Here is a 15,870-nt window from a genome sequence, read left to right on the forward strand (position 1 = left end):
CTCGTGAGGAATCTGTGTTGAAATGCGGGACGCGACCGGGCGCAGGCCGTGCAAGACATCATGTACAGACGGAGATGAGTGTCCGTTGCGGTGGCCGGATTCATACGGATGTCGCGGGTTCCTGGCAACGGCGTAATGAGGGTCTGAGAGTTCGTGCTTAATCGACCAGCGACATCAGGGGACCGCGCACCGGACAAGAAGCAGGTCCGGGGGGCCGCGCCGCAGCGGGGGCAGGGGGCCACGGGCGCCTCCGGCAAGAAGGACACGGCCGGCACGCCGTCGTCATCGGGGAGCGGCGGGCGCTGGAGAGTGCTCAACTGGCCGCTGCGCAGCCGGATGTTACTGCTGGTGCTCGTCCCGCTGATCGCGATCATCCCGCTCGCCGGTGTGCGAGTGGTGGAAGAGGCCAAGGCCATCCGGGCCGCGGGCGACATCCACGACCAGTCGCTCATCGCGCAACGGATATCCGGGCTCGTCAGCGCTCTCGCCGACGAACGGGACCACACCGAAGTCGCCCTGTCCGGACGGGGGTTCCGTGCCGACTCCGGTCTCTCGCAGGCGCGCAACACGACGACCGACCGCGTCCGCGCCTTCAACGACGCGATGGAGAAGTACCGCGACAGCGTCAGCGCCCTCCCGCCCAGGACCCGGCAGCTCGGAGAGCGTGCCCAGGGAAGGCTCGGCGACATCGAGCCGCTCCGGGACTCCGTCATACGTCTCCGTTCGGGAGCGCCGACCTTCTCGGCGTACTCCACGATCATCGACAACCTGCTGGCCTTCGACAGCCAGCTCTCCGCGAACACCTCCGACCAGGCACTCGGCAACCTGGTCCGTACGCTCGGCTCCGTCGAGCAGACGCACGAGCACACCTCCAGGGAACGCGGCTACCTCTACGACGTGATGAGCACCGGTCACGCCACGCTGGAGCAGACGGAAGACCTGGAACAGGCGCAGGCACAGTTCAACAGCGCTCTGGAATCGACACTCGACAACGCCCCGACGGGGGTCGTCAACGACTACCAGTCGACCGTCGGCGGCAACCGGATCGCGAGGGCCGACGGCACCATCCAGGCCGTCAGCGCCGCCGCCCAGGAGGGCACCTCGATCCGCGACATCGGAGTCGACGCCTCCACCACCTTCGGGGACCTGACGACCAAGCTCGAAGCGATCCGCGCCGTGAAGGCCCGCGTCAACGAGGACATGTCGAAGCGCGCCTCGGAGCTGCTGTCCGAGGGCCGCATAGACCTCTACGCCAACCTCGGGATCATCCTGGTCGTCGTCCTGCTGTCCCTCGTCGGCGCCCTGGTGCTGGCCAGGTCGGTTGTGCGGCCGCTGCGGACCCTCCAGAGCTCGGCGCTGGAGGTCGCGGACGTCCGGCTGCCGGACGCCGTGCGGAAGTTGCGCGAGTCGAGGTCCCCCGACGGGATGCCGCGCACGGAGCGGATCGGCGTGGACTCGCGGGACGAAGTGGGCCAGGTGGCCCGCGCGTTCGACCGCGTGCACGCCGAGGCCGTGCGGCTGGCCACCGAGCAGGCGTTGATGCGCGACAACGTCAACACGATGTTCACCAACCTCTCCCGGCGCAGTGAGAGCCTCGTACTGCGGCAGCTGTCGCTGATCGACGAGCTCGAGAGCGGCGAGCAGAATCCGACCCAGCTGTCCAGCCTGTTCAAGCTCGACCACCTCGCGACACGCATGCGCCGCAACAACGAGAGCCTCCTGGTACTCGCCGGGGGGGAGCAGGGCCGTCGCTGGGACCGGCAGGTGCTGCTGCTGGACGTGGTGCGCGCCGCGATCGCCGAGATCGAGGAGTACGAGCGGGTCAACACCGGCGAGCTGCCCGACGTCGCCGTGTCCGGCCCTGCCGCGACCGACGTCGTGCACCTGGTGGCCGAACTGATCGAGAACGCCACCTCGTTCTCGGCCCCCGAGACCGAAGTCCTCGTGAACGCCGAGATGCTCAACGGCGAGATCATGCTCACCGTTTCGGACACGGGCCTCGGCATCGGAGCGGACGAGCTGCGCGCGATCAACGAACGGCTGGCGCGGCCGCCGGTCGTCGACGTCACGATCTCGCGCCGCATGGGCCTGTTCGTGGTCGGGCGGCTGGCGCTGAGGCACCGCATACGCGTGTGGCTCACGACATCGGGCACGGGCGGCACGAGCGCCGTCGTCGTACTGCCGGCGCCTCTGGTGAAGCAGGCGACCGATCTGGACAGCGACACGGGTGCGGCGTTCGGCGCCGCCTTGCGTCCCAGCTCGTACGACACCCTCGACATCAGCGACATCCTCTACCCGGGATCCCTGCCGGAGCCGGGGCGGGAGACCGCCTTCGACATGCAGGCGCGGGCCGAGGCGGGGCCGCCGCCGGACGGCTTCGGGTGGTTCACCGACCAGGCCGGTACGGATGAGCTCTCCGGCGGTCCGGGGTGGGGCACGAGCGGCGGCTTCTCGTGGTTCGACGAGCCGAACCCGGGGGACGCTCCGCCGCCGCCGGACATGATGAACGCCGCACCGGTGGAGCGGCTGCCGATCTACGAGGCGATCGAGTCCGAGTGGTTCGATGCCGACGGCCGCGGACCGGGCGGCCTGGGCGGATCGGCTGGACCGGGTGGACCGGGCGGATCGGCTGGACTGGGCGGGCCGGGCGGATCGGCTGGACTGGGCGGGCCGGGCGCCGGACCGGGTACGGGAGCCGCGCCGGGACTCGAACCGGGGCCGGGACCTGAACGGGGGCCGGAGCCGGGCGCCGCCTCGCCCCCGTCCGCCCGGTACGCGCCCGGCGACCCCGGGCTGCCCGAGCGCGGCACGCCGCCCGGCGGCGGGGAGACCGTGCAGGCCGCGACCCGGCCCGCACCCGCACCCGCACCCGCATCCCATGAGACCGGGCGGGAGAGGCACACCGCGGAACAGGGCGGCGAAGGGCAGAGCAGCGAATGGCAGGGCGGTGCCGGACGGGGCGGTGCCGCGACCTCGGCGGCGTCCCGGCCGGCGGACGGTGGCATGACCGCCCGGGGACTGCCAAGGCGCGTGCCGCGCGGCAACCTCAAGCCCGGTTCGGTGGCAGCGGAGCCGCCGCGGGACGTGGCACCGGCGACGGCGCCGCCGAGGTCCCCGGCACAGCTCCAGGACCGGTTGTCCCGCTTCTCCCAAGGCGTTCGCCACGGCAAGGACACGGCCGGCAACGCCGGTGACGGGGTCCGGGCGAACGGACCGGACGCACGATGAGCCAGGCACCCTGTCCGGCTCAAGGCCACGTTTTCGAACCTTCCGAGACCTGAAAAATGGGAGAAGATCATGAGCGGCCTGAGCAAGGCGGCGCAGAACCTCAACTGGCTGGTCGTCAACTTCGCCAACAAGACGCCCGGCGTCGCCCACGCCGTGGTGATCTCCTCGGACGGCTTCCAGCTCGCCGCCTCGGCGGCTCTGCCGGAGGACCGGGCGGAGCAGTTGGCGTCCGTGGCCTCCGGCCTGTCGAGCCTGACGCAGGGTACGTCCGACCTCTTCGACGCGGGCGTCGTACGGCAGACCATCGTCGAGATGGGGCGCGGCTTCCTGTTCCTGATGTCGATCAGCGACGGCTCGGTGCTGGCGGTGCTGGCCTCGCCCAACTGCGACATGAAACTCGTCGGTTACGAGATGTCCCTGCTGGTCGACCGCACGGGCGACGTGCTCACACCCACGGTGCGCGCAGAGCTGCAAGGCGTGCCGGCCCGCTGAATCTCGACACCCGCCGACCGGGCCAGGGGGAAGGATGAGTGCCGGTGAATGAGCCCGACAGATCGTCACCGTTCGTCCGTCCGTACGCCGTCACGCGCGGACGGACCCGGGCCCGCTACGAATTCGCCCTCGAAGCCCTCGTCAGCACAGCCGTGGGCGCCCGGCAGCAACGGCTCAAACTCCCTCCGGAACAGCGGGCGATCTGCGATCTGTGCGTGGAGATCAAGTCGGTGGCGGAAGTGTCCGCGCTCCTCGGCATGCCGCTGGGCGTCGCCCGCATCCTCGTCGCGGACCTCTCCGTGAAGGGGCTCGTCAGCGTGGAACAGCCGGGCAACGTGGAGGGCAGGCCGGACGTCTCGCTGCTGGAGAGGGTCCTCGTCGGGCTCCGGAGCCTGTAGCGTCCCGGGTCACGCTCACGAGGCGACGGCAGGAAGCAACCATCGGCGACCATCGGGAGGGAGGGCCGGGCATGTCGCTCGACGAGGTCGACGATCTGCGCGACTGGCTGACGCTCGCGGAGAAGCTGGGCGAAGTACGCACGATCAACGGCGCGCACTGGGACAAGGAGATCGGCGCCGCCTCGGAGGTGAACTACAAGCGCCCGTCGCCGCCCGCGCTGGTCTTCGACGACATCGTCGGCTACCGCAGCGGGCAGCGCGTCCTGACCGGCAGCACCGCCAACGCACGCAGGCTGGGCATGACCCTCCGGCTCGGCACCGACCTCGACGACCGCCGCCTGGTCGAGGAGTTGCGCACCCGTCCCGGCGAGTGGGTGGCGAACGCGCACCGGTTCGCCCCGCGCGAGGTGGACTCGGGACCCCTGACCGAGAACGTCGTGACCGGTGACGTCAACCTCCTCGACTTCCCCGTACCGCAGTGGCACGAGGCCGACGGCGGCCGCTACATCGGCACCGGATGCGCCGTCTTCACCACCGATCCGGAGTCGGGCACGCTCAACGCCGGCGCGTACCGCATGCAGGTGCAGAACGACGGGCGCGCAGCGAGCATCAACATCGAGGCGGGCAAGCACGGTGCGGCGCACGTACGCGAGTGGTTCGCGCGGGAGGGCCGTGCACCGGTCACCGTCTCGCTCGGACACGACCCGCTGCTCCTCGTCGTCGCCGGCACCGAAGTGCCCAGGGACATGTCCGAACTGGCCTATGCGGGCGCGGTGCTGGGGCGCCCCGTGGAGGTGGTGCGCGGCGAGGCGACGGGGCTTCCGCTGCCCGCGCGCGCCGAACTGGCCGTCGAGGGCTGGCTCTATCCCGAACGGCGGGAGCAGGAGGGCCCGTTCGGCGAGTGGACCGGCTACTACAGCGGCAGCACCGAACCCGTGCTCACCATGGACATCGAGCGCGTCTACCACCGCGACGATCCCATCCAGCTCGGCGCCCCGCCCGGCAAGCCGCCGCACGACTACTCCTACATGCGCAGCGTCATGAAGTCCGCGATGATCCAGGACGCCCTGGTGCGCTCCGGGCTGCCGGGCGTCGAGGGCGTGTGGTCCCACGAGGCGGGCGGCGGGCGGCAGTTGCTGGCGGTCGCGGTCCGTCAGCAGTACGCGGGGCACGCGCGGCAGGCCGGACACCTCACGTCCCAGCTGCCGTCCGCGGCCTACATGAACAAGTTCGTGATCGTCGTGGACCACGACGTCGATCCGCGCAGCCTCAACGAGGTGATGTGGGCCGTCTGCACCCGCAGCGACCCCGTCCAGGACATCGAGACCATCAGCCGCACCTGGGGCAGCCGCGTCGACCCGCTGCGCGCCCCCGGGCTGCCGCCGTTCAACACCCGTGCGGTGATCGACGCCTGCCGCCCCTGGGAACGGCTCGCCGACTTCCCCCGAGTCGCCGAGGCCAGCCGGGAGTTGACCGACCACGTGATGAGCCGCTGGCCGGACGCGCTCGGCGGCGCACGGTGAGCGTGGGGGAGAGAGCCGCCTGGTGCGCTTCGGGCACAGCCCCCTTCCCGCTCCGCTGCGCCGTGCACGGCTCTCGGTGTCGGCGATCTTCTTCGTGCACGGTGCGGTGTTCGCCTCGTGGGCGGCTCGCGTTCCCTCCGTCGAGGACGAACTCCGGCTGTCCGCAGGGGTGCTGGGCCTCGTACTGGCGGGCCCGGGCCTGGGGGCGCTGGCCGGCAGCCAGGCCGGGGGAGTGCTGGTGCACCGGCTCGGAAGCCGCGCCACGAGCGCACTCGCCCCGGTCGGACTCAGCGTTCCGCTGGGCCTGATCCCCGCGGCGGACTCGGCCTGGGAACTGCTGGCACTGCTGGTGCTGTTCGGCGCCGCCGACGGATGCACCTCCGTCGCCATGAACGCCCAGGCGGTGGCCGTACAGAGCCGGTACGGCCGTACGGTGATGAACTCCATGCACGCCGTACGCAGCATCGGCGCCGTGGCGGGCGGCCTGGCGGGGGCGGCGACCGCAGGCGTGGGGCTGACGCTGACGACGCAGTTCGTGCTGACGGCCGTACTGCTGGGCGTCGTCTCGGCGTTCGCCGCCGCCGGGCTGCAACCGGACGAGGAGGGGCGCGAGCCGCGCGCGAAGAACGGGGAGGCGGCGCCGCTTACGGAGCCACCGCCCACGGAGACACCGCCCACGGAGACACCGCCCACGGAGACACCGCCCACGGAGACACCGCCCACGGAAACACCGCCCACGGAGGCGCCGCTCACGGAGGAACGCTCCGTACCGCTCGGCCCGGACCACGGCGCGCGGCCGGGGGCCGGCAGCCGGACCCTCGTGCTGCTGCTCACGGTGATGACGTTCCTCGCCGCGCTGGTGGAGGACGCACCGGCTTCCTGGAGCGGCGTCTATCTGCGGGAGTCGGGAGCCGGCGCCGCGCTGGCCGCCGCCGGTTACGCCGCCTTCTCCGCCGGCGGCGTCGTCACACGGCTGCTCAACGACCGGCTGGTGAACCGGCTGGGATGGGTGCGCCTTATCCGTACCGGCACGCTGTGCTGCGCCGCGGCGCTCGCCGCCGCGCTGCTGCTGGGGCGGCCCGTCGTCATGCTGGCGGCGCTCGTTGTCGCCGGTGCGGGGATCAGCGCGGTCTTCCCCGGCGCGTTCACGGCGGCGGGCGCGCTTCCCCGGCCGGCCCTGGCCATGGGGCAGATCGGCTTCGCCGGCAACCTCGGCTGGCTGCTCGTATCGCCCCTCATCGGAGGGCTCGCGACCCTCGTCGGGCTGCCCGCCGCGCTGGGCGTCCTGGTGCTCGCCTCCGTGATCATCGCCCTGCTCGCCCCGGTCACCGCCCCGGGCACCGCGCCGGTCACCGCATCTGGCACTCCCCGGCAGCGAGGGGAGCGGCGGAGCACGCGCCGCGGCGGTCGTACGTAGCTGCTGTCGTACACAGCCGGCGCGGGGGCGCGCGGTGCGGTTCCAGGAGCCACCGTCCGCCGCTGTACACCAAGATCACGCTGCTCTAATCTTGTGCGCCTGCTTGGCGGTTGACGCCTTGGTCGACGCTTGGTTCGGGAGGTGCGGGTGGTTCCGGAGGAGCAGGAAGCGAGTGCCGGCGGAGCCGGATCCGCGACAGCGCCCGAGTCGGCGTCCGTGGTCGTCGTCGGCGCCGGACCGGCCGGGCTGACGCTCGCGAATCTGCTGCTCGCGGAGGGCATCGACTGCGTCGTCGTGGAGGCGGAGAGCCGCGAGTTCATCGAACAGCTGCCGCGGGCGGGGTTCCTGGAGGAGTGGGCCGTACGCGCGCTGGAGCGGCGCGGGCTCGCCGGGCCCGCGCTGCTCGGTGCGCCCGCGCAGGGTGACTGCGAGTTCCGCATGGGCGGCGCGCGCCATCTCTTCCGCTACGGGGCGCTCTCCGGCCACAGGCACATCGTCTATCCGCAGCAGTACCTCGTGACGGACCTGGTGCGCGCCTACGCGGACGGCGCGGGCGGTGACATCCGCTTCGGCGCCCGCGACGTCGCCGTGCACGGCATACGCACCGAACGTCCGTCGGTGACCTGGACGGACCCGGAGACCGGCCGGGTGCGCACCGTCGCATGCGACTTCGTCGCCGGCTGCGACGGCGCCCGAGGCTCGTCCCGTTCGGCGATACCGGAGGGCGGCGTAGAGGTCTTCCGGCACGATCTGGGCGTGGGCTGGCTCGCGTTGCTCGCCGAGGCGCCGCCCTCCGCGGAGCGGGTCGTCTTCGGGCTGCACCCGCAGGGCTTCGCCGCACACATGGCGCGCAGCCCGCAGATCACCCGCTACTACCTGGAGTGCCCGCAGGGGGACTCCCCGGACAACTGGCCGCACGAGCGCGTCTGGAGCGAACTGCGCACCCGGCTCGCGGCGCACGGCGCCGATCCGGTGAACGAGGGCGAAGTGATCGAGCGCCGCGTGCTCGACATGCACAACTACGTGGTGGAGCCCATGACTTACGGCCGGCTCCACCTCGCCGGAGACGCGGCGCACCTCGTGGCGCCCGTGGCGGCGAAGGGCATGAACCTGGCGCTGAACGACGCGCTGCTGCTGGCCGACGCCTTCCGCGCGTACTACAGGGAGGGCGACGAGAGCGGCCTGGAGGGCTACTCGGACGCCTGCCTCCGCAGGGTGTGGCAGTACCAGGACTTCAACCGGTGGGTCTCCGAGATCGTCCACGGGCCGTCCTGCGGCGACCCGTTCCGCGCGGGAGTGGCGGCGGCGCGGCTGCGCCGCATGACGCGCTCGGAGCGGGCGGGCCGCGCGGTCGCCGCGCTCTACATCGGCAGCGACGCGGACCACTGACGCCGCGCCGGGCCGCCGGTCACCCCTGCCCGGACCCGCCCTCGACGAAGAGCAGCCGCCTGTCCAGCGCCGTGGCACGCAGGGCGAGAGCCTCGGCGTACTCGGGGGAGTCGTACCAGCGCCGCGCCGCCTCCATGTCGGGGAACTCCAGGACGATCAGCATCGCTCCGCCGGGCCACTCGCCCTCGACGGCCTCGGGCCGCTGCCCCCGCGAGAGATACCGGCCGCCGTACGACTCGATGGATGCGGCGGCCAGTTCGCGGTAGACGGCGGCCTTTTCCTCGTCGAGCACGCTGACTTCGGAGATGACGTAGGCGGACATGCGGCCAAGAGTATGGGAGACGGGGCGCGTTCACCGCCGGGGTCAGTCGCGGGGGAAGTTCTCCGTCGTGAGCGTCAGGCCGACCGGGGTGTCGGAGAGGTCGATCTCCTCTCCGAAGTCGACGGTGAGGTCCCTGCCGTACTCGCCGTCCTTCGGGTGCGTGAAGAGGCGGCAGCGGCCGATGTACGGGTCGACGATCAGGTACGAGGGGACGCCGGACGAGGCGTAGACGGCCAGCTTCGGCCCGTAGTCGTTGGCGGCCGTCGAGCGGGAGATCACCTCGACGACGAACTCGACGTCGTGCGGCGAGAAGAGGCCGCGGCTGTCCGGGGTGGCGTCATCCGCGATCTTCACCAGGTCGGGGGCGAAGCCGTTGAGGTGGCCGGGGAAGTCGATCCGGACGTCGGAGTCGATCTCGGCTGTCTCGCCGAAGTGGTCTTCCAGTTGCCGCAGCACCCTGCGGATGATCTTCCAGTGGGTGCGACGCTGTGGCGACATGTGCACGGACCCCTCGACGATCTCGACCTTGTAGCCCTCGGGGACGGGCATCCGCTCCAGTCGCTCGAACAGTTCGTCCAAGGTGAGCTCGTCGGGCTCTGTCATCTCGATCCTGTCGGTCATGACGGTCACGGTGACGCTCCTCCCCGCCGCGCCGGATCGCGCAGCCGCGCGGTACAACGATACGTCCGGGCCGCAGGACACGGGACCGGTCGGCGGGGCCGTCAACTCAGGCGCAGTGCAAGGAAGAAGTCGAGTCTGTCCTCCAGGCTGGACAGGTCGCGGCCCGTGAGCTGCTCTATGCGGCCGATCCGGTAGCGGAGGGTGTTGACGTGCAGATGGAGGCGGTCGGCGCAGCGGGTCCAGGAGCCGTCCGCGTCGAGGAACGCCGTGAGGGTGGCGATGAGTTCGGCCCGGTGGCGGCGGTCGTATTCGTGCAGCGGCGCCAGCAGCCGGGCGGTGAAGGCGCGGCGCACGTCGTCCGGCACGAAGGGCAGCAGCAGGACGTGCGAGGCCAGCTCCTCGTGCCCGGCGGCGCAGACGCGCCCCTCGCGCGCCGCGGCCACCCGTCGTGCGTGGCGGGCCTCTTCGAGCGCGCCGTACAGACCGTCGGCGGAGTGGACGGTGGCGCTGACGCCGAGGGTGAGGCGTTCGCCGTCGGCCAGGCCCGCGGCCAGCGGCTCGTGTACGGCGGCGAGCAGGGCTGCCGCGTCCAGTCCGGAGGCGGGGGAGTCCGGCGGGCCCGCGCCCCCGCCGCTCACTTCGTCCGCGTCGCGCTCCGCGCCCTCCCCGTCCCATCCGGTGCGGCCCGGTGCGGCTGCGTGACCGGGGGAGAGCGCCGGAAGCGGTACGAGGGCGACGGCCTCGCCGCCGGTGTCCGTGACCGCTGCCCGGTCGGCCGTCTCGACGCCGGTGGTACGGGGATCGAGCAGTATCTCCTCGAGCAGCGCCCTGCATTCGGGGCCGTCGGCCCGCACCGAGCCGTCGAGGCGCGCGACGACCACCTGCCAGTGGGGTGCGCTGCCCAGACCGGGCAGCAGCACGGGAGCGGCGACGCGCAGCCGTGCGCCGACCTCGGCGGGCGGCGCCCCGGCGTGCAGCAACTCCAGCACTTCCGTGGCGAGGCGGCGCCGCACCGTGCGGGCGGCGTCGCGGCGGTCGCGTTCGACGGCGATGAGCTGGGTGACGCCGTGCAGCAGGTCGAGGCGTTCGGCGGGCCAGTCGCCGGCGTCGTCCTCCACCGCGAGGAACCAGTCGGCGAGCGCGGGCGCGTCAGCCGCCTCGTGCACCGGGAAGAGCGAGTACGTGGTGCCGTCGGCGTCGACCCGGTGCGGGTGGCCCGCGGGCCGGGCGCCGTGACCGCGCGGCCGGTGTCCGGACTGGCCCGGTGTGCGTCCCCTGCGCAGGGACGCGAGGTGTTCGCCCGCGAGGCGGGAGCGCACCTGGGGGGAGAGACCTCCGCAGCCGGCGCCGGCGCCCCTGCTCCTTCCCCTGCCCGCGGCAGTGGCCGTGAACGGGCCCGGACCGGGGGCCGCGGGTGCGCCCGAACCCGTACGCGAACCGGATCCCGTACCCGAACCGGCACCCGAACCCGCACCGGAGCCCGTACCCGCCCCCGAACCCGTACCCCCGCCCGGCTCCGGCCCGGCCCCCGCCCCCGCGCCCGCCACCGTACGGCCCGTGACGGACAGGACCCACGCCCGCAGATCCAGGTCCGAGCCGAGCATGTCGAGCACGACGTCGGGTCCGCCGCCCGCCGGGCCGGACGACATCATCCGCCGGTGCCGGTCGACCACGGCCGCGAGGTCGCCCGCCCGGCCCGTGGAGACCTGCCGCAGCACGTGCTCGGTGACGGTCGCGAACGCCACGTCCTCGGTGACCCCGAAGAGCGGCATCCCGTGCTCCGCGCACGCGCTCACCACGGGCTCGGGCACCAGGCCCAACTCGGCCTCGCCCGCCGCCAGTCCGGCCACCCCGGCCGCCGCGAGGACGCGTACGAAGGGCTCGGCGTCCTCCGGGGCCCGGTACCAGGCCAGCCCGGTCAGCACGAGTTCGCCGCCGGAGAGATAGCGGCCCGGGTCGCGCAGGTCGGTGGTCATGACGCCCCGCACCGCACGGTCCAGCTCGTCCTCCCCTGTGAGGAGGCGCAGACCGAGGGTGCCGGTCTCCAGGAGTGCGCGCAGACGCATGGTCTTTCGCCGCCGTTCCGGGACATATGGGGCGTGGGGCGAAGGGTCGCGGAGGTACGGCTGCCGGCTTCCCCGCCCGGCCCGTGTCCCCGTGTCCCCGTACGGCCCGTGTGATGCCGCGAGCAGGTCGTCCCGCGGTGTTCGTGCGAATCTACAAGACGCCCCGGGCGGGTAGGCAAGAGCTTCATGGTTTCGGTGACTGCCCGCGACGGGGGATGCATCGGTGTACTGAACCCCACCGGCCGCCCCAGGGCATGTCCGCTGCCCCCTGCCGGAGCGCGGACCCCGGCGTACGGCCGCGCACACCGCGTGCGCCGGCACCTGAGCGAATCGATGAGCGAACCAAGAGGAGCCCATGGACTTCCTGCGTCCCGCCCGGTGGGAGGATGCGCTCGCCGCGAAGGCCGAGCATCCCTCCGCCGTGCCGATCGCGGGCGGCACAGACGTCATGGTCGAGCTCAACTTCGACCAGCGCCGCCCCGCACAGCTGCTGGACCTGAACCGGATCCCCGAGCTGTACGAGTGGGACACCGGCGAGGAGGAGGTCGCGCTCGGCGCCTGCGTGCCGTACACGAGGATCATCGAGCACCTGCGCCGTGAGCTGCCGGGGCTCGCGCTCGCGGCGCACACGGTCGGCTCCCCGCAGATCCGCAACCGCGGCAGCGTCGGCGGCAACCTCGGCGCGGCCTCGCCCGCCGGCGACTCGCATCCGCCGCTGCTGACGGCCGGCGCCGAGGTCGAGGCGGAGTCCGTACGGGGCTCACGCCGCATCCCCGTCGAGGAGTTCTTCACGGGCGTCAAGCGGAACGCGCTCGCCGACGACGAGCTGATCAAGCGCGTGCACATCAGGAAGGCGAGCGGGCCGCAGCAGTTCTCCAAGATCGGCACCCGCAACGCCATGGTCATCGCCGTGTGCGGGTTCTCCGTCGCGCTGCGTCCGGAGAGCCGCCGGGTGCGGGCCGCCGTGGGGTCCGCGGGGCCGACGCCGTTCCGCGCCACGGCCGCCGAGGACTTCCTCGGCGCGGCCCTGGAGGAGGCGGGGCTGTGGGAGAGCGGCGGACCCGTTCCGGCGTCCGTGGCCAAGGAGTTCGCGGGGCTGTGCTCCGCGGCGTGCAGCCCCATCGACGACGTGCGGGGCAGCGCCGCCTACCGCCGGCACGCGGTCGGCGTGATGGCACGGCGGACCCTGGGCTGGGCCTGGGAGGAGTACCGGAGCGGCGGCGACGGCGCCGGCGCGGGCACCGACGACAGCGCGGGAGGTTCCCGATGCGCGTGACGTTCACCGTCAACGGAAGGCGGCACGAGGCCGACGACGTGTGGGAGGGCGAGTCCCTGCTGTACGTGCTGCGCGAACGAATGGGCCTGCCCGGCTCCAAGAACGCGTGCGAGCAAGGCGAATGCGGCTCCTGCACGGTGCGGCTCGACGGCGAGTCCGTGTGCGCGTGCCTCGTGGCCGCGGGCCAGGTGCAGGGGCGGGACGTCGTGACCGTCGAAGGGCTCGCCGAGCACGCGCGGCAGCGTGCCGAGGGCGCAGCCGCGGTGGGCGCCGCCGCTGCGTCCGCCGACGAGCGCCGCTGGGAGCCCGCGCCCGCCGCCGGCGCGGGCGTCCGGCTCTCGCCCGTACAGCAGGCGTTCATCGACGCGGGCGCCGTACAGTGCGGCTTCTGCACCCCCGGACTGCTCGTCGCCGCCGACGAACTCATCGAGCACAACGCACGGCCGTCCGACGCCGACATCCGCGAGGCCCTGTCCGGGAACCTGTGCCGCTGCACCGGCTACGAGAAGATCCTCGACGCGGTGCGGCTCGCCGCCGCCCGTACGGACGACGCCGTGGGCGGCCCGCCCTCGGGCCCCGCCGGGGCGCCCGCCGGCGGAGAGGTGGCCTGACATGGCGAACCCGGCCCGCGTTCCCACCGCACTCACCCAGGGCAGCGCCACGAGGGGCGGCATCGGGGAGTCGACGCTGCGTCCCGACGGGACGCTGAAGGTCACCGGCGAGTTCGCCTACGCCTCCGACCTGTGGCACGAGGACATGCTGTGGGGCTGCACCCTGCGCAGCCCGCACGCGCACGCCGAGATCCGCTCCGTGGACGTGTCGGAGGCGCTGAAGACCCCCGGCGTGTACAGCGTGATGACGCACGACGACCTGCCCGCGAAGACGCACTACGGACTGGAGATCCACGACCAGCCGGTGCTCGCCAAGGACCGGGTGCGCTACCACGGCGAGGCCGTCGCCGTCGTCGCCGCCGACCATCCCGAGACCGCGCGCCGCGCCGCCGCGAAGATCCGTGTCGACTACGCCGAACTGCCGCCCGTGCACGACGAGTCGAGCGCCACCGCGCCCGGCGCGCCCGTGCTGCACCCCGGGCGCGACGACCATCACGCGCCCCATGTGGCGCACCCCAACATCGTCCACCGGCAGCCCATCGTGCGCGGCGACGTCGCCGCGGCGAAGGCGCGGGCCGACGTCGTCGTGCGCGGCGAGTACGAAGTCGGCATGCAGGACCAGGCGTTCCTCGGGCCCGAGTCGGGGCTCGCGGTGCCCGCCGAGGACGGCGGCATCGACCTGTACATCGCCACGCAGTGGCTGCACGTCGACCGCGACCAGCTCGCACCCGTGCTGGGGCTGCCGCAGGAGAAGGTGCGGCTGACGCTCTCCGGGGTGGGCGGCGCCTTCGGGGCGCGCGAGGACCTGTCGATGCAGGCGCACGCGTGCCTGCTGGCGATGGCCACCGGCAAGCCGGTGAAGATCGTCTACAACCGCTACGAGTCCTTCTTCGGGCACGTGCACCGCCACCCCGCGAAGCTCACCTACGAGCACGGCGCCGACCGCGACGGCAGGCTGCTCTACATGACGTGCCGCATCGTGCTGGACGGCGGCGCGTACGCCTCGTCCTCGCCGGCCGTCGTCGGCAACGCGGCGTCTCTGGGCGCCGGCCCGTACGAGATCGAGAACGTCGACATCGAGGCGCTCGCCCTCTACACCAACAACCCGCCGTGCGGCGCGATGCGCGGCTTCGGCGCCGTGCAGGCCTGCTTCGCCTACGAGGCGCAGATGGACCGCCTCGCCGCCGAACTCGGCATGGACCCCGTCGAGTTGAGGCAGCGGAACGCCATGTCGCAGGGCTCGCTGCTGCCCACGGGACAGCAGGTCGACGCCCCCGCCCCGGTCGCCGAGATCCTCCGCCGCGTGAAGGCGATGCCGATGCCGCCGGAGCGGCAGTGGGAGAGCTCCGGCGAGCCGGGCGGCGGCACCGGCGTGGACGTACGGGCGCTGCCGGGCGGCCTGTCCAACACCACGCACGGCGAAGGCGTGGTGCGCGGCGTCGGCTACGCCGTCGGCATCAAGAACGTCGGCTTCTCCGAAGGCTTCGACGACTACTCGACGGCCCGCGTGCGGCTGGAGCCGACGGGCGGCGAGCCCGTCGCCGTCGTGCACACCGCGATGGCCGAGGTCGGGCAGGGCGGCGTGACCGTGCATGCGCAGATCGCGCGCACCGAGCTCGGCGTCTCCGGCGTGAGCATCCTGCCCGCCGACACCCAGGTCGGCTCGGCCGGTTCGACGTCGGCGTCCCGGCAGACGTATATGACGGGCGGCGCGGTCAAGAAGGCGTGCGAGGCCGTACGGGAGAAGGTGCTGCGGCTCGGCCGCGAGAAGTACGCCGGGCAGCACCCCGCCTGGGCGGACGGCGCCGAACTCCTGCTGGAGGGCGGCAAGGTCGTCACCGGGAGCGGCGAGGCGCTCGCCGCGCTGACCGACCTCCTCGACGGCGAAGTCGTGGAGGAGGAAGTGGAGTTCAGGCACCGGCCGACCCAGCCGTTCGACCTGCGCACCGGACAGGGCTTCGGCCACGTCCAGTATTCCTTCGCCGCCCACCGTGCCGTCGTCGAGGTCGACACCGAGCTCGGCCTCGTCAAGGTCGTCGAACTCGCCTGCGCACAGGACGTGGGCAAGGCACTCAACCCGCTGTCGACCGTCGGCCAGATCCAGGGCGGCACGACACAGGGCCTGGGCCTGGCCGTCATGGAGGAGATCCTCGTCGACCCCGGCGGGAAGGTGCGCAACCCCTCCTTCACCGACTATCTGATCCCCACCATCCTGGACACCCCGGCGATCCCGGTGGACGTCCTCGAACTGGCCGACGAGCACGCCCCGTACGGGCTGCGCGGTGTCGGCGAGGCGCCGACGCTCTCCTCCACCCCCGCGGTCGTCGCCGCCATCCGCAACGCGACCGGACTCGCCCTCAGCAGGGTCCCGGTACGCCCCGAGCATCTGACCGCCACCCTCTAGGCGCCCGGCCGGTGCGGTGCGCCCGCACCGGCCGCGGGCGCGCTCCGTATCGTCTCGGGCCGTCCCCCGGGTCGTGCATCCCCGAATCCCCCGCTGTGCCACGGCACTTCGGGGTGCCCGCCG

The 15,870-nt window shown here is 72.7% G+C and carries 12 protein-coding genes; 9 read left to right on the top strand and 3 right to left on the bottom strand.

Annotation, left to right across the window (positions count from 1 at the left end; all coding sequences use genetic code 11):
* The first annotated feature begins 153 nt into the window (after nt 1-153).
* The 6 genes from HCC61_RS08460 to HCC61_RS08485 all read left to right on the top strand — a co-directional run bounded on the left by HCC61_RS08460 (nt 154) and on the right by HCC61_RS08485 (nt 8,447).
* A complete protein-coding gene (locus tag HCC61_RS08460) occupies nt 154-3,228 on the top strand; it encodes a nitrate- and nitrite sensing domain-containing protein (protein ID WP_169134690.1) in 3,075 nt (1,024 codons plus the stop codon).
* Between the two features lie 69 nt (nt 3,229-3,297).
* Nucleotides 3,298-3,720, top strand: a complete 423-nt coding sequence (locus HCC61_RS08465; RefSeq protein ID WP_169134691.1) for a roadblock/LC7 domain-containing protein — start codon at nt 3,298-3,300, stop codon at nt 3,718-3,720.
* Between the two features lie 44 nt (nt 3,721-3,764).
* The gene (locus HCC61_RS08470; RefSeq protein WP_346777092.1) at nt 3,765-4,118 is read left to right on the top strand and encodes a DUF742 domain-containing protein; all 354 of its coding nucleotides are present in this window, start codon (nt 3,765-3,767) and stop codon (nt 4,116-4,118) included.
* Nucleotides 4,119-4,189: 71 nt separating this feature from the next.
* Nucleotides 4,190-5,641, top strand: coding sequence for a UbiD family decarboxylase (locus HCC61_RS08475; RefSeq protein WP_169134693.1), 1,452 nt, complete (start codon nt 4,190-4,192; stop codon nt 5,639-5,641).
* Between the two features lie 22 nt (nt 5,642-5,663).
* The gene (locus HCC61_RS08480) at nt 5,664-7,058 is read left to right on the top strand and encodes an MFS transporter (RefSeq protein ID WP_169134694.1); all 1,395 of its coding nucleotides are present in this window, start codon (nt 5,664-5,666) and stop codon (nt 7,056-7,058) included.
* A 216-nt stretch (nt 7,059-7,274) separates the two neighbouring features.
* Nucleotides 7,275-8,447: a 4-hydroxybenzoate 3-monooxygenase gene (locus tag HCC61_RS08485; protein WP_169135183.1), complete on the top strand. Its 1,173-nt coding sequence runs from the start codon at nt 7,275-7,277 to the stop codon at nt 8,445-8,447.
* A 19-nt stretch (nt 8,448-8,466) separates the two neighbouring features.
* Here the strand turns inward: HCC61_RS08485 and HCC61_RS08490 are convergent, their stop codons facing one another.
* The 3 genes from HCC61_RS08490 to HCC61_RS08500 form a co-directional block, all read right to left on the bottom strand.
* Nucleotides 8,467-8,769 (bottom strand): DUF1330 domain-containing protein, encoded by a 303-nt coding sequence (locus HCC61_RS08490; protein ID WP_169134695.1) that lies wholly within the window; start codon nt 8,767-8,769, stop codon nt 8,467-8,469.
* Nucleotides 8,770-8,811: 42 nt separating this feature from the next.
* A complete protein-coding gene (locus HCC61_RS08495; RefSeq protein WP_169134696.1) occupies nt 8,812-9,399 on the bottom strand; it encodes a Uma2 family endonuclease in 588 nt (195 codons plus the stop codon).
* Between the two features lie 92 nt (nt 9,400-9,491).
* Entirely contained in the window at nt 9,492-11,456 is a 1,965-nt protein-coding gene (locus HCC61_RS08500; RefSeq protein ID WP_169134697.1) for a PucR family transcriptional regulator ligand-binding domain-containing protein, read from the bottom strand.
* Between the two features lie 355 nt (nt 11,457-11,811).
* Here HCC61_RS08500 and HCC61_RS08505 point away from each other — a divergent pair, with 355 nt between their 5' ends.
* The 3 genes from HCC61_RS08505 to pucD are packed head-to-tail and all read left to right on the top strand — an operon-like array spanning nt 11,812 to nt 15,747.
* Nucleotides 11,812-12,732 (top strand): xanthine dehydrogenase family protein subunit M, encoded by a 921-nt coding sequence (locus tag HCC61_RS08505; RefSeq protein ID WP_169134698.1) that lies wholly within the window; start codon nt 11,812-11,814, stop codon nt 12,730-12,732.
* Nucleotides 12,723-13,343: a (2Fe-2S)-binding protein gene (locus tag HCC61_RS08510; RefSeq protein ID WP_169134699.1), complete on the top strand. Its 621-nt coding sequence runs from the start codon at nt 12,723-12,725 to the stop codon at nt 13,341-13,343. The genes HCC61_RS08505 and HCC61_RS08510 overlap by 10 nt, the downstream gene beginning before the upstream one ends.
* 1 nt (nt 13,344) lies before the next feature.
* The gene (gene pucD / locus HCC61_RS08515; protein WP_169134700.1) at nt 13,345-15,747 is read left to right on the top strand and encodes a xanthine dehydrogenase subunit D; all 2,403 of its coding nucleotides are present in this window, start codon (nt 13,345-13,347) and stop codon (nt 15,745-15,747) included.
* Nucleotides 15,748-15,870: the final 123 nt, after the last annotated feature.

The organism is Streptomyces sp. HNM0575, from assembly GCF_012726265.1.
GTDB lineage: Bacteria > Actinomycetota > Actinomycetes > Streptomycetales > Streptomycetaceae > Streptomyces.